The organism is Allobosea sp. 05T422_2, assembly GCF_056396265.1.
Map to the genome: position 1 here is coordinate 1 of NZ_JBFTLD010000154.1, position 15,077 is coordinate 15,077.

Sequence of the window (15,077 nt, forward strand, 5' to 3'; positions counted from 1 at the left end):
GTGCTGGTCTTGAGCCCTTATCTGGTCCAGATCATCGAGCCATCGGAACTCCGGGAACTCGGTCTCAAGCCCGCGGAATTCGATATCATCGCGATCAAGTCCCGCGTCCATTTCCGCCGGGGTTTCGACGATAGCGGCTTCGCGCCGACGATCCTGCTGGTCGAGCCGTCGCAGCCCTTCATGGGCACGGTGCATCTCGAAGCTCTGCCCTACGAGAACCTGACGCTGAAGGACTACTATCCCTATGGCAGCCCGCGCTTTCAGCCGGAGGAGGGTGGAGATCGCTAGCGTCGGCCCGACATAGCGGACGGCGGTTTTCGGGAAAGCCGATGCAAACACAAAGGCTGAGATCATCGGAGCGGATACGATATCCGGTCCGATGTCCAGGCGTGATCTCGGTGGTCCATTACGATGACCGCAGGACCGGGAAAGCGACTATTCCGATAGTACCGGCTCCGATTGAAATCTGACCTGTTCTGCGAGCAGGCGATAATGGGCTATCTGCCCCGCAGACCAGGTTTCGAACTCCGACAGAAAATCAGGCGCGACCGCGACCGTGCGGCCGCCGTGATCGACTGAAAAGCAGCCGCGCCGCTCGGCCTCATTCAGGATATTGCCGATATGCTGGCGCGAGACGCGAAAGCGCTCCGCCAATCCGCCATAGGACAACGAAACAGGTGCGGCGGCACCGGCGCGGGCCGCGTAATGAGCACCCAGCACGGCCGATAGCACCGGATAGCCGCAATCCTGTTCGGCCAACCGGACAATCTTCGCGAAGGGCGCGAAGTAGACGTCTTCCTGAAGGAACATATCGTAGGAACGGCCGAGCCAGTCGGCCAGAGCGATGTCCTGGCTGCGCAGGTGAGCGGCGAACGGCCGTGGCGGCGGGGCGATTTGCTCCGAAGCTTCGAGAAATGCCAGGGGTGAGCGACCGATCTCCAGGAGGAGCGCCATCGCGGGCTGTAGCCGCACGGCGCGGCGATCCTGGGAGGCGCGGGTCGCGACGACATACCCGCCCAGCTTCAGCGCAGCGACGAGGGCGGCGACCTGCCGGGGGCTGGCGTGTGCAGACCGCTGAAGGGCGGAAATCGTCGGCAGTTCTCCTCCGCTCCGGCGCCAGCGGGCATCCTGGCCGATCAAGGCGAACGAGACGAGATAGCGCAGCTTCTGTCCGAAGAACTTGTCAGCCGGCCAGGCCATCTCCGGTGGCTGCATCATCGCGATGCAGTAGTTCTGCAACGCGTGGCCGAAGGCGGGCGAACGGATCAGCTCGACCGCATAGGACCATACGGGCTCCTGCGCATAGGCATCGACGGCGGGATGCAGATGGTCGGCGCGGCTGACCGGCCGAAAAGCGTCGCTCATGGCGGAATACCTGCAAAGTTTGGACTTTGCTATCTGTGTGGGGGCTGGAGTAATGCGATGTCCAGAGCCGATCGAGATCGACAGATAACGAGCTATGCGCCCTTCTGCTATCAATTCCTCGAAGCCGCCGACAAAGAACGGGCGTATATCATCAAGGCACCATGATGTCAGAAGCGGATACATCAATTTTTACAGGATTTATTGTTCAATCACTTTGTATATTGCCTTCTGTTTCCTTGGGTCCCATGCCGCAAATGGGCAGACCAATGGCAATGTGGGCGGCCTGGGCGAGGTTTCAACCAATAATCCCTATCCTTTCAGCACACTGACCTTCATTGGGACGGCTGGTCATATCCGTGCCTTGAACGACGTGAACCTGGGCAGCCAGGTGTTGACCGACGATGACTCGGTCGCCCGGCTGACGGCCGTCGCCGGTCGAACATTGTCTGTGTCGTTCGGCCGGTTCGGACGAAATTCGACCCTCTATCTCGGTTCAGCCACCGACACCGGAAACATCAACGTGACCGGCTGGACTGGATTCGGAGGCCTGGGTGCGCGGCTGGTCATCGAGGGGGGCAATGCCATCGCCGCCGKCCAAGATCGGCTTGGGCTCGCCGACTTCGGTCGATCATTCCGCTCGATCACCATCAACGATGGCGCAACGCTGCAGTTCTCAAGCTACGAAGCGACAATCAACCGTCTCGAAGGCGGTGGCGCAATCGGGATCGCTGCGGCGCTGACGATTGGCGGCGGGACGTTCTCTACGAGCATTACGGGCGCGTCGCGCTTGAGCTTTCAGGGAGACAGCATCTGGACTGGGGTCGGCGCCGGCATCGGCACGCTCGAGGTGCGATCCGGCGCGACGCTGACCACCAACAATCCCGGCGCCGTCGAAGCGAAGACGAACCTCCAGATCGATGGCACCTATCGGCTCAACTCGGCCCTTGCCGTGGACGGCTTGAGCGGGAGCGGCCTGATCGAGCTGGGGCTTGGGGCGCGGCTGAGCGCAGGTTCGCAGGACGCCAGCTCGACCTTCAGCGGGGTGATCTCGGGCAGCGGGGGCGGGCTGACCAAGGACGGCAGCGGCACGCTGACCCTGGCTGGCGCCAGCACCTATACCGGTGCGACAATCGTCAATGGCGGCACTTTGCAGATGGGCATCGGCAACGCTCTGCCCTCTTCGACAAACATCACGCTGAATGGCGGGACCTGGAGGCTCGCGGGCTACGATCAGGCCGTCGCCAGCCTGGCGGGAAATGCGGGGACGACCGTCGCGCTCGGCTCGGCCACGCTGACCCTCGGCGGTGGCTCGAATATCGGTTTCTTCGGCAATATCACCGGGACCGGCGGCCTGACAAAAGTCGGGGCGAACAGTCAGGACTTGTACGGCGTCAATTCCTATTCAGGCCCGACAACCGTATCGGGCGGCATGCTCCGCATTGCGCTCGGCGGCACACTGCTCAACTCCCGGCAGATCAACATCTCGGGCGGAGCGGCCTTCGACGCGGTCAGCAGCAATGCGCTTTCGCCGCAAGCCGTCGTCACCCTGAGCGGCGCGAATACGAGTTTCCGGATCAACGGCGACCAGAGCATTGGCGCGCTCAGCGGTACGGCAGGCGCGCAGGTGATCTTTGGTGCCGGACGCACTCTGACCGTCGGTGGCAACAATGCCAATAGCACCTTCGCTGGCAATGTCGGATCGGACGGCCATGGCAGCCTGATCAAGACCGGCACGGGCGGGTTCACGCTCTCGGGCGCGAGCAGCTACACCGGTTCGACCACAGTCGATGGCGGCACGCTGGTCGTGAACGGCTCGATCGCCGCTTCTTCCGGCGTGACGCTCAACGCCGGGGGCACGCTTGGCGGCTCGGGCACCGTCCCGGGCGTGACCGTCACCGGCGGCACGCTCTCGCCTGGCAACTCTCCGGGCACGCTGACGGTCTCCGGCAATCTCATGATGGACGCGGTCTCGACCTACCGTGCCGAGGTGCAGGGGCCGCTCGCCGACCGCATCAATGTCAGCGGCACGGCTGCGCTCGCCGGCACGCTGCAGATCGTGCCACTCGGCCAGACCTTCCGTTTCAACAGCCCCTACACCCTGCTCTCGGCAGCGGGCGGGCGGAGCGGCACCTTCGGCACCGTCGACACGACCGGCGCTTTCGGCGACGGCGTCACCACGACCGTGAGCTACACCGCCCAGGACGTGCAGTTGACCTTGACCCCGCGCCCGCTGACACCCGGCGGCTCAGGGGATCCCGGCTCGTCACCAGGCTCGCCACCCGGCTCTCCATCGGGCTCGCCTGCGCTCGGCGTGACCTCGCCGCGTAACGCCTATGCCGTCGCCGCCTCGATCGACAGGGCGGTGGCGAATGGGGGCGACGCCTCGCCGCTGTTCAACCTCTACAACCAGCCGGCGAGCGCGATTCCGGCCGTCGTCAACCAACTCTCGGGCGAGATCCATGCCAGCGTTCCGGCGCTCGGCTTCCAGGCGGCGAACGCGTTCCTCGGCACCATGCTCGACCCCAACGGCCGCGGCCGTCTGGCCGGTGCGGCGGGGGCGCCCGGCGGAGCGGCCGGCTTCACCGCCGGTCTGCCCTCGAAAGGAAGCGCCGCCGGGCCTGCCACCTTCGACCCGGCGCGCTTCTCGCTCTGGGGCGCTCCCTTTGGCTCGCGCGGACGCAATGATGGCGAGCGCCTTATCGGCTCGGCCAATCGCACGCTCGATGACGCGCATCTGGCGGTCGGCGCCGATGTCCTGCTGGCGCCGGGTACGGTCGCGGGTGTCGCGGTCGCCGCGGGCCAGGCGCGCGCCTCGCTGTCCGGCGGGCTCGGCAAGATCCACAGCGACGCCTTCCAGGCGGGGCTCTATGGCCTGACCAGGCTCGGCCCGGTCAACCTCGCCGCCGCCGGCGGCTATGCCAGACTGGACAACGACGTCCACCGCGCCGTGCCGGCGCTCGGCAATGCGCTGAGCTCCTCCTATGCCAGTACGGCCTGGAGCGGGCGGCTGCAGGCGACCGCGGCGCTGGCAAGCTGGAACGGCCTCACAATCTCGCCGCTGGCGGCCCTGCAGGCGGTGCATGTGCGCAGCCCCACCTTCACGGAAGGGGCCGGGTTCGCCGGCAATGCCGGTGCACTCAGTGTCGCCAGGCGCAACGCTGTCACCAGCCGTTGGGAAGTCGGCTTCCAGCTCGACGGGCAGGCGATGGTCGGCGCAGTGCCGGTCACCGGCTTCGCGCGAGCCGCCTGGGCTCATTACGTCGAGCGCGATGCCAGCCTCGCCGCCAGCCTGATTGCGCTGCCGGGCGCGAGTTTCGCCGCCAGCGGGGCCCGGCCCGACCGCGACAGCGCCCTGATCGCCGCCGGCCTGGACGCAAAGTTCAACGAGCGTGTCTCGCTCGGCATCCGCCTCGACAGCGAGCTCTCCACCAACACCAGAAGCCTCGGCGGCACCGCACGGCTCGCCGTCAACTTCTGACGAGGGCGGATGCGGCGTCGTTGTCGGGCGGAGAACGCCGGTTCGCCTTCGGCGGACATTGCCTGTTTCGGGTGGGACCGTCGGCGCGGGGTGGAGGTGATCGAGAGCGGTGCTATGAAGGGGACATGCCCGGTGCGGATGCGATCACGCTGCATCGCCTCAGGCACCCAACCATCATCTCTGTTCCAGCAACGGTTCCAGTGTCCTGAATGTCCGACAACGCCGCAATCGCATCCCGCATCGCCGCCGAGATCGGCGCGCGCCTGCCGCAGGCAGCCGCCGCCATTGCACTGATCGACGAGGGGGCGACCATTCCCTTCATCGCGCGCTATCGCAAGGAGGCGACCGGGGGGCTGGACGACACCCAACTGCGCCTGCTCGGAGAACGGCTGATCTATCTGCGCGAACTCGAAGGTCGACGCGCCGCCATTCTCGGGGCCATTCGCCAGCAGGAGAAGCTCACGCCTGAACTCGAGGCCTCGATCTCTGCCGCCACGACCAAGGCGGAGCTGGAGGACATCTATCTTCCGTTCAAGCCCAAGCGCCGCAACAAGGCCGAGATTGCGCGTGAGCGCGGCCTGGGGCCACTCGCCGAGGCGATCCTGGCCAATCGCCGAGCTGTCCCGGCCGAGCTGGCGGCGGCCTATCTGGCCGACGACGTGCCTGACACCAAGAGCGCGCTGGACGGTGCCCGGGACATTCTGTCGGAGCAGTTCGCCCAGAATGCCGAACTGCTCGGTCGTTTGCGCGGCTACCTCCATCAAAGGGCCGAGTTGCGTGCGCGCGTGATCGCAGGGAAGGAGGAGGCGGGCGCCAAGTTCGCCGACTATTTCGATCACGTCGAGCGCTGGGCCAACGTGCCGAGCCACCGTGCGCTGGCCATGCTGCGGGGCCGGAACGAGGACATTCTGACGCTCGACATCGAGGTGGACAGGGATGATCCGCGCCCGGTCAAGCCGGTGATGCGCATGATCGCCGACACCTACGCGATCGGCGACAGGTTGCCGGGCGATGCCTGGCTGATGGAGGTCGTCGGCTGGACCTGGCGGGCGAAGCTGTCGCTTCACCTCTCGGTGGACCTGATGACCGATCTGCGGATGAAGGCCGAGGCCGAGGCGATCAATGTCTTCGCCCGCAACCTCAAGAATCTGCTTCTGGCCGCACCGGCCGGATCGCGGGCGACCATGGGTCTCGATCCCGGCATCCGGACCGGCGTGAAGGTGGCGGTGGTCGACGGCACCGGCAAGCTGCTTGCCACCACGACCGTCTATCCATTCCAGCCGCGGAACGATGTTCGCGGCACGCAGGCCGAGCTTGCGAGCCTCATCCGCAAGCATGGCGTGGAACTTGTCTCCATCGGCAACGGGACCGGCAGTCGCGAGACCGAGAAGCTTGTCGCGGAGCTGCTCGGCGATCTGCCGCCGCCCAAGCCGATCAAGGTGGTCGTCTCGGAGGCCGGCGCCTCGGTTTATTCCGCCTCGGAACAGGCCGCCGCCGAGTTCCCGGACCTCGACGTCACGCTGCGCGGCGCGGTTTCCATCGCAAGGCGCCTGCAGGACCCGTTGGCGGAGCTCGTCAAGATCGATCCGAAATCGATCGGCGTCGGCCAGTATCAGCACGATGTCGATCAGTATCATCTCGCCCGCGCGCTCGACGCCATGGTCGAGGATGCCGTGAACGCAGTCGGGGTCGACCTCAACACGGCCTCGGCCTCGCTGCTGGCGCGGGTATCGGGGCTCGGCGCTGCGCTCGCCGAAGCGATCGTCGCGCATCGCGATGTCAACGGACCGTTCGGTACGCGCCGCCAGTTGCTCGCCGTTGCCAGGCTCGGACCTCGGACCTTCGAGCAATGCGCCGGGTTCCTGCGCATCCGGGACGGATCAGAACCACTCGACGCCTCATCGGTGCATCCGGAGGCCTATGGCGTCGCCCGCAAGATCGTCGCCGCCTGCGGGCGCGACCTGCGCTCCCTGATGGGTGACAGCGCTGTGCTGTCCAGGCTCGATCCTCGCAGCTTCGTCGACGATCGCTTCGGCTTGCCGACTGTCCGCGACATCATCGCCGAGCTCGACAAGCCGGGCCGCGACCCACGTCCTGCCTTCAAGACCGCGGCCTTCGCTGATGGCATCGACGACATGAAGGACCTCGAAGTCGGGATGACGCTGGAGGGCACGGTGACGAATGTTGCCGCCTTCGGCGCCTTCGTCGACATCGGCGTCCATCAGGACGGGCTCGTCCATGTCTCGCAGCTTGCCGAGCGCTTCGTGAAGGACGCGCATGAGGTGGTGAAGGTCGGCGACGTCGTGAAGGTGCGTGTCTTGGAGATCGACATCAAGCGCAAGCGCATCTCGCTGTCCATGCGCAGCGACGCAGGCGGCGACAGCTCGAAGGGGCCGCGTGAGACCGCGCGCCAGGATGCGCGCGGCGGCCAGGGGGCTCGCGACGGCCAGGATGCCCGCGGCGGCAAGGACGCGCGCGACGGCAAGGGTAACCCGGGCCGGGGAGGGCCGGCGCGGACACCGCAGAAGGAAAGCCAGGGTGCCCTGGGTGCAGCCCTCATGGACGCGCTCAAGCGTCGATAAGGAAGCCGAACCGCCCCCCTTGGCCAAGCCGGCCAAGGGGGGCGACCGATCTCAGGGATGTGAAGATCGGTCTCTGGCACGGCAGCGCCACTCGACAGGGGAAATGATACCAACAAAGGCGCCGCCAGCGGCAGCCATATGATTGTCGGCGTCCGCTCCGAATTTGTGGCCAGCCAGAGCACTGCTCTCGATCGAGTGTCCGAGCCGCGCCAAGCCATCCACCACGTTGTAGCCGCCGTTGACGTCTTCCAGCGAGGCATCGTTCAGCGGAGCGTTATCGGGCTCTGTGCTCATCGGTCTGCTCCTTCCCGGGCCGGGCCCGTCATTGCGTTGAGAAAGGCCTATCGAGGCCTGCTTACGCCGCGTGTTCCCTGGATCACTTGTGCCTATTTGATCTTTCTTGGAGCGAATCCAGCGTGGCCTTGAACGGTTCGAAGAGTTTTCCGAACACCTTTCCCCAGCTGTCGATCGGATGCAGAATTGATAGATTCATTTTCTCTGCTCCCGTGACAGTCTCCAATTCGTCATCGGAGAGTTTCATGTCTTTGCGATCTTCGCCGGTTTCAAGCTTTTCGTTGCCCATTGTCTTCTCCGTCGAGCTGTGGCTGCCTTGAGCCACGTGGGGTGGGATGTGCCAGACACCGCAGCAGCTCCCGCACGGTCATGACGCGGAGGCTTCAAATCACGGCGCCGGGCCAGGCCGGAACGCGGGCATCCTGCAGCGGGCTATCCGCGCGGCCTGATCTGATCAGGTTGATTCAATCTGATCGGATCAGGCTCCAAATTATTGATAGGGTTCAGGTTCTGCGGATGGCCGGGGCTTCGCAATTGCCGGCACGATCCCAGCGGATATAGCCGCCATTGCCGTCCGGGCGGACGGAGCTTCTGTTTTCGGTCGGCTTGAAGAAACCATGGGCGTCTCCGGGCACGGTCGTCACCCACATCGAAGCCTTGCCGCTATGGTCCCAATGCCCACCGGTTCCGGCGCCATGCACGTCGTCGAGCTCGGCCTCGTCGAGCTTGCGGTTGCTGCTGTCGATCTTGCTGTTCATATCGGGTCCCTCTGCGTTCGGATCGTCGGCGATGGTTCTGAACATTCCATAGTCACGTTCGGGAGATGTCTGGTTCACGCGACCTGCCTGAGCGCCAGTTGGGCGAACACTCCGCCCCGCTCCAGAAGCTCGCGATAGCTTCCTTCCTCGGCGACCCGCCCTCCCTGCAGCACATAGATGCGGTCGGCGTTCTGGATGGTCGACAGGCGGTGCGCGATGACGACGCGGGTGGCGTCGAGCCATTCCAGCCCTTGGGAGACAATCTGCTGGGTCCGGTTGTCCAGCGCGCTGGTCGCTTCGTCGAAGAGCAGGATCCGCGGCCGGCGCACCACCGCACGCGCGATCAGCAGGCGCTGCCGCTGGCCGCCCGAGAGCAGCGTGCCGTCTTCGCCGACGAAGGTGTGCATGCGCATCGGCATGGCCCGGATGTCGGCGTCCAGTCCGGCGAGGCGCGCCGCCTCCCAGGCATCCGCCTCTTTCAGCGCGGCGCCGTTGAGGATATTGTCCAGGATGGTACCGCTCGTGGCGCGGCTCGACTGGAGCACGACGCCCATCTGCCGGCGCAGCGCACGCAGATCGAGGCTGCTCAACTCCTGGTCGTCGAAGAACACCGAGCCGCTCTCCGGCGTCTCGAAACCCAGCAGAATGCGGATCAGCGTCGACTTGCCGGAACCGGAGGTACCGACGATGCCGACGAACTCGCCGGGCCTGATCCTGATCGACACGCCGTCGAGAACGGCAGGGCCGTCGACGCGGTAGCGAAACACCACATCGTTGACCTCGATCCCGCCGCGCAGATCGTGCAGGGCGCCGCGCCGGCCGATGTTCTCGGGCGAGGCCGCGAGCAGCGGCGCGGCACGGCCATAGAGCGGCTTCAGGGACAACAAGGCGGGCAGCGCGCTTCCCAGCGACAGGGTCGCCGCCATGAACTGGCCATAGGCGGCGTTGAAGGCGACGAAGCGGCCGATGCCGATCTCGATCCCGCCGAGGCCGACGATCCCGATCAGCAGGGCGGCCGAGGCGATGCCAAAAGCCGTTCCGAAAGCGGAGAAGCCGGATGAAAGCGCGCCCTGCCGGAAGCCGAGGGCCCGCCGCGCGATGAAGAGCGGCGACCAGCGGGCGAAGGCCCGCGCCTCGGCGCCCGCGACCTTCAGCTTCGCGATGCCCTGGATCAGTTGCAGCGCCAGGGCCTGCAGCCGGCCTTCCGTTTCAAGAGCCCGCTGCTTCCAGGCGAGCATCCGCAGATTGACCCCCACCATCACGACGAGCTGGACGATGACGAGGCCGATCGCGACGAGGGCGAGGCGCCATTCGTAATAGAGAATCAGGGCGAGGCTGGAGACCGAGAAGACCGCCGAGAGCAGGGAGCTGACCGCCGTCCCGCTCACCGCGTCGCGCATCTGGTTGATCGCCGCGGCCCGCAAGGCGAGATCGCCCGCGGCGTGGTTTCGGAAAAAACCGGCCGGCAAGCGCAGGAGTCGGTCCCACACCGCTCCTTCGAGATCGGTGTTCAGGAGCGTGGCGAGCCGCAGCACCAGAAAGCCGCGCACGAGCTCAAAGACGATGCCGCCGAGCCCGAGCGCCGCGATGCCGGCCGTGAGTTGGAGCAGTTCGGGATACGAGGCCGCCGGAATCACCGTCTCGAACAGGATCTCGGTCGCCATCGGCGTCACGAGGCCGAGCAGACTCCCGGCCAGCCCGATGATCAGGATGGCCATCAGGGCGGGCCACGCGAGTGGCGCGGCGAAGCGCAGCAGCCCGCTTCCGTCGATCGCCGCGTCGGGGAGGCGGCGCTGGAGCACGTAGCCGTAGTCGGCGACGGCAGCCGCCGTCCCGGCATCGACGGGCCGGTCCCGGCCCGCCTCGCGGATGCGGTAGCCGCCTCGCCAACCCGTTCCGGCGATCAGCGCGGCCGGGCTGCCGTCCTCGCGCCGGAAGCCGAGAACCGATTGCCCGCCCCGGCGCCACCAACCCGGCTCCAGTCGGATGCGGCGTGTCCGCACGCCGGCCCAGGCGGCGAGGTCGGCGATCTGTCGCTCGATCGGCAGGCCGTCATCCTTGCCCGCCTCGGGCGACGGCGTGGAGGGCATGCTGACCGCCGTGGCCTCGGCGACGGTGCGGAAAGTCGACGCGAGCGAAGCGCCGTGCAGCACGCCGCCGGCGGCAGGAGCCAGAAGCGGCGCGACGCTCGAGGCCAGGACGGCGCGGTCGCGGACAACCTTGCCGGCGATGCGGGCGACCTCGTCGTCGTCCCGGTTCGCTTCCGCGAAGGCGAGTGCGCGGGTTATCCGCTCGTGATGTCCGAGCAGGGCGCGCGCGAGGCCGCCTTCCGCGGCCAAGGCCGCGCTCGTGCGGCAGCCGATCGCGGTGCTGCGTTCAGCGACGATTCCACCCGATGTCACCGGGACCGCGGGCATTCCGGGGAGAACCGGGCCGGCGCCCGGCAGATCGGTCAGAAGGGCTGCGTCGCCGGCTGCGGCCCAGAGCAGCCCTTGCGCCGGCCGCGCGACACAACCCGGTTCGAGCCTGCCTTCTCCATCGCCGAGCAGGACGGGGGTGCCCGTCAAAGGCTCGGCTGCAGCGCGGGCGGTGCGCTCGACCCAACTCTCTGCTGCTTCGATCGCGGCGGCCTCGCCGGCATCGAGGCTGGCCAGGAAGGGCTCGATCGCGAAGGCCGACAGCCGCGATCCCAGCGCGGGAAAGGCAAGGAGCCGCGCTTCCGCCGGAATCGGCGATAGAGCCGCTGTCAGGGAAAGCGGCAGGGCGATGTCGTGGGGACCGAGAGTAGCCAGGCGCCGGCGCCGTCCCGCCCGGCCGGGCCAGTCGAGATAGAGATCGGCCGAGCCAGCATCGACCCGCAGGCCGGCGGCCGAGACGGGCACGGCTCCGCTGGGATCGACGGGCGTCGTGCCGGAGGCGGCGAGCRGGTGAGGAGCTTCATGCAGCACGGATCAGTTCCCCATAGGTGCCCGGCTGGTGGTAGAGCGCCTCATGCGATCCGCGCTGGACGATCCGGCCTCGGTCGAGCACGAGAATCTCGTCGCAATCGCGGATGGCGCTGAGGCGGTGGGTGACCAGGATGATGGTGCAGCCGCGGCGTCGCAGATTGTCGAGGATCGCCGCTTCGGTCGCGGCATCGAGGGCGGAGGTCGCCTCGTCGAGCACGAGGATGCTCGGTTCCCCCACCAGCGCACGGGCGATCTCCAGGCGCTGGGCCTGGCCGCCCGACCAGTTACTGCCGCCCTCGCTGACCGGGGCATCGTAGCCGCCGGGGCGCGCCGCGATGGTGTCGTGCAGCCCGGCATCGCGGGCGGCCTCGACGATCGTCCGCTCGCTCACCCGCGGGTCCCAGAGCGTCAGGTTCTCGCGAACGGTGCCCTCCATCAGGACAACGGATTGCTCGACATAGGCGATCGAGGCGGCGCGGGCGCCCGGCAGAATCCGGTCAGCCGGCTGCCCGTCGAAGGCGATGGCGCCCGCCCAGGGATCGGCCAGCCCGACTATCAGCCGCGCGATCGTGGATTTGCCGCTGCCGGAGGGGCCGACCAGGGCGATGCGCGCACCCGGCGCGACGGTCAGCGAAAAGCCTTCAACCAGCGGCGGATCGAGCGGGTTGTAGCCATAGGCGAGATCGGTGATCTCGACCGCGCCGGAGAGGCGGCGGGGCGCATTCTCGGGCGCTTCGGAAAATTTCGGATCCAGGCGGCGGTCGAGCGGATAGCGCAGCACGTCGTCGACGCGCTCCATCGCCACCCGCAATTCGCGCATGCCCGAGGCGACGCCGACGAGCCCGCTCACCTGCGACAGGAAGCTCGACAGCACGGTCTGGAAGGCTGCGAGCGTCCCGATCGTGATCAGCCCCTCCATGACGCGCCAGCCGCCGACGCCGAGGATCGCGGCCATCGTCAGCGCGCCGAGCGCGCGCGGGATCAGATCGAGGAGCTGGAGCGGCAATTGCGAGCGGTGCACCGCATTCATGGTGCGCGCCTGCGCATTGGCCCAGCGATTCAGGAAATCGTCCTCGGAGGCCGTCGCCTTCAAGGTCTCGATCGACTGGATGCCGCTGATGGAAAGGCTGCCGAGCGCCGCGTGCTCGCGCATGACGGTGCGGGCGGCATCCTCCTGTCGCCGCGCGATGAGACGGGCAAACACCGCGTTGAAGAGAGCGAGCGCCAACCCGATGCCGRCCAGCACCGGATCATAGACCGCCATGAGGGCGCCGTAGAACAGGGCCGCGAGCCCGGTCACCAGCATGGCCGAAACCTGGCTGCCGATCAGGTCGCAGGCCCGCTCCGTCGTCGCGAGCCGGCTCGCGATGTCGCCCGCATAGCGCTGGGCGAAGAAGCTCGGCGAGAGCCGCAGCAGGTGCCATGTCAGCTTCAGGCCCAGCGACACGCCGAGCTTCCATTGCAGGCGCGCGAGGAAATAGCCTTGCAGCCAGCTCAGCAGCCCGCCGAGAAGGGCCGCACAGGCGAGGCCGAGCAGCAGCGGCCGCATCCAGTCCGTCAGATGGCGCACGAGGATGTCGTCGACGAAGACCTTCGTCGCCGCCGGAACGAAGATGCCGGGCAGGAGGGCGGCGATGCCGGCCAGAACCAGGAAAACGACGGCGCCGCGCGAGGGCGCGAGCTGGTCGCGCACCGCGCCCCAGACATTCGTCCGCTCGCCTGAAGGCTGGAAATCGGGCCCCGGCGCCATCGTCAGCATCACGCCGGTGAAGGCGCGGTCGAATTCCTCATGCGTGACCGTGCGCGGGCCACTGGCGGGATCGTTGAGATAGACGACCTTGCGGCCGACCCCCTCCAGCACGACGAAATGGTTGAATTCCCAGAACAGGATCGCCGGCAGCGGTTTGCCGGCGAGCTTGTCCGGCTCGGTGCGCCAGCCCTCGGCCACCAGGCCGTAGCGGCGCGCCGCCTGCACCAGGTTCTTCGCCTTGCTGCCGTCGCGCGAGACGCCGCAGGCGACGCGCAGCTCCTCGAGCGGCACCCATTTGCCGTGATGGGCCAGGACCATGGCGAGACAGGCGGCGCCGCATTCGACGGCCTCCATCTGCAAGATGGTCGGGACCCGCTTGCGGCCGGTCTGCGGGAAGCGCACGGGAGGCACCTTGCTCATAGGCCGACGAACCGGCGCAGCGCTGGAATGAACAGGCTGATCGGCCGGCCCGACTTCACGGTCACCTGGCCTTCCAAGAGAGTGGTCGAGGCGAGTTCGATCTGCTCGCTGCGCTTGGAGGTCCAGGCGTAGCTGTCAGGGCCGCCGGAACCGGGATTGATCCGCACGACGAGCTGGAGCGGCGGCCCAGCCTTGGTGAAGAGGCGGGCGAGATCGGGGTTGCCGAGGCGATGGGTCAGCGCCGCCTCGTTCTCCGGGCTGTCGTCGACCTGGATGACCGTGCCGATCAGCGAGCCGTATTCCTCCTTCTTGKCGGTGGAGGGCGACAGGCGCACCTCCATGCCGAGCTTGACCTCCTTGCCGCTATCGGCCGGCACGTAGAGCAGGGCGTCGAGCCGGGGGCCGCCCTGTTCGATCACCATCAGCTTCTGGCCGGCGCTGACCAGTGCATGGTCGCCGGCCTCGTTGGTGGTGATGGTGCCGTCGGAACGGGCCACGATGGTGGTCGCCAGGTTCTCGCTGAGATGGCTCTGGGCGCGCTGCCCCTCGGCGTCGCGCAACTGGCGATCGAGCGCCGCGCGCTCCTGGTCGGTCTGGTGGCGCAGGGTCTGGAGCGAGGCGTCGAGCGATAACAGCTCCGTTCGCGCCCGGGAGATCGATTCGCGCGCGGCGAACAGCCTCTCGCGGGTTTCGATGATCCGGTCGGAGGGCATCAACCCCTTGGACAAGAGGGATTCGCGCTGACCGAGCAAGGTGTTGAGCGCGTCCACCCGGGATGCTCCGAGATCGATCGTCTCCTGCAGGGCCTCGCGCTTGCGCTGGGCCGCGATCGTCTCCTTGAGGATGCGGTCCTCGATCTGCGCAGCGAGCGCTGCGCGCTGCGCAGTGAGCTGGGTGACGCGGCTATCGACATCGACGAGGCGGGCGGCGTCCTCGGGCGCGCTGAGCCGGGCGATCAGATCGCCCTTCTTCACCTTGTCGCCGCGCTGACGATAGCTGTCGAGCCAGCCTGCCTTGGGAGCATAGACGCTGACGAAAGCGCCTCCCGCCGGGACGAGCAGGCCCTTGCCGCTGACGGTGGTGCGATAGCTGCCGAGGATCGACCAGCCGAGGCAGCCGGTCACGATCACCAGCGCCGTGCCCAGCGCCGCCCAGCCATGCGGAGAGGTGACGCGCACCATCTCGTCGAGTCGGTCGGGGCCCGCGAGATTGTCGAGTGCTTCTTTGCGGTAGAGAGCCGCCGTCATGTCGCATCGTCTCGGAACGAGGGGTCGTGCGGCCGCCGTCGCGAGGGCGGCGCGGCCGGATGGGGAAGGGGCCATGTTCCGAACGCCGTCGGAACATGGCCCCTTCGATCAGCCTTGCGGCTCAGCTGTTTTCGATGATGTGGCCGCCGGCGGCGCCGATGCCCGCGCCGACCGCGCCGGCGGCGAGGGCGCCGACGCCGACCGTGGCCGCGGCGGTGCCGCTCAGGCCGGCGAT

The 15,077-nt window shown here is 67.4% G+C and carries 9 protein-coding genes and 1 pseudogene; 3 read left to right on the top strand and 7 right to left on the bottom strand.

Going from position 1 to position 15,077, the window contains the following annotated elements; all coding sequences use genetic code 11:
- A pseudogene (locus tag AC1DJT_RS23105) lies at positions 1-288 on the top strand (M81 family metallopeptidase); the annotation flags it as partial.
- Positions 289-435: 147 nt separating this feature from the next.
- Here AC1DJT_RS23105 and AC1DJT_RS23110 read toward each other — a convergent pair.
- A complete protein-coding gene (locus tag AC1DJT_RS23110; RefSeq protein ID WP_476768699.1) occupies positions 436-1,365 on the bottom strand; it encodes a MarR family transcriptional regulator in 930 nt (309 codons plus the stop codon).
- A 391-nt stretch (positions 1,366-1,756) separates the two neighbouring features.
- Here AC1DJT_RS23110 and AC1DJT_RS23115 point away from each other — a divergent pair, with 391 nt between their 5' ends.
- Together AC1DJT_RS23115 and AC1DJT_RS23120 are read left to right on the top strand one after the other, a co-directional pair.
- Entirely contained in the window at positions 1,757-4,843 is a 3,087-nt protein-coding gene (locus AC1DJT_RS23115; protein ID WP_476834940.1) for an autotransporter outer membrane beta-barrel domain-containing protein, read from the top strand.
- Positions 4,844-5,052: 209 nt separating this feature from the next.
- Entirely contained in the window at positions 5,053-7,425 is a 2,373-nt protein-coding gene (locus AC1DJT_RS23120; protein WP_476832585.1) for a Tex family protein, read from the top strand.
- A gap of 51 nt (positions 7,426-7,476) precedes the next feature.
- On the opposite strand, the gene AC1DJT_RS23125 is transcribed toward AC1DJT_RS23120, so the two are convergent.
- The 6 genes from AC1DJT_RS23125 to AC1DJT_RS23150 all read right to left on the bottom strand — a co-directional run bounded on the left by AC1DJT_RS23125 (position 7,477) and on the right by AC1DJT_RS23150 (position 14,842).
- Positions 7,477-7,719, bottom strand: a complete 243-nt coding sequence (locus AC1DJT_RS23125) for a hypothetical protein (RefSeq protein WP_476768696.1) — start codon at positions 7,717-7,719, stop codon at positions 7,477-7,479.
- A gap of 82 nt (positions 7,720-7,801) precedes the next feature.
- On the bottom strand, positions 7,802-8,008 hold the full coding sequence (locus tag AC1DJT_RS23130) for a hypothetical protein (RefSeq protein WP_476768695.1): 207 nt from the start codon (positions 8,006-8,008) through the stop codon (positions 7,802-7,804).
- Between the two features lie 214 nt (positions 8,009-8,222).
- Positions 8,223-8,477 (bottom strand): hypothetical protein, encoded by a 255-nt coding sequence (locus tag AC1DJT_RS23135; protein WP_441493786.1) that lies wholly within the window; start codon positions 8,475-8,477, stop codon positions 8,223-8,225.
- A 74-nt stretch (positions 8,478-8,551) separates the two neighbouring features.
- On the bottom strand, positions 8,552-11,425 hold the full coding sequence (locus AC1DJT_RS23140) for an NHLP bacteriocin export ABC transporter permease/ATPase subunit (RefSeq protein ID WP_476834941.1): 2,874 nt from the start codon (positions 11,423-11,425) through the stop codon (positions 8,552-8,554).
- Positions 11,415-13,595: an NHLP family bacteriocin export ABC transporter peptidase/permease/ATPase subunit gene (locus AC1DJT_RS23145; RefSeq protein ID WP_476834942.1), complete on the bottom strand. Its 2,181-nt coding sequence runs from the start codon at positions 13,593-13,595 to the stop codon at positions 11,415-11,417. The genes AC1DJT_RS23140 and AC1DJT_RS23145 overlap by 11 nt, the downstream gene beginning before the upstream one ends.
- A complete protein-coding gene (locus AC1DJT_RS23150) occupies positions 13,592-14,842 on the bottom strand; it encodes an NHLP bacteriocin system secretion protein (protein ID WP_476834943.1) in 1,251 nt (416 codons plus the stop codon). Before AC1DJT_RS23150 ends, AC1DJT_RS23145 begins: the two co-directional genes overlap by 4 nt.
- Positions 14,843-15,077 lie beyond the last annotated feature (235 nt).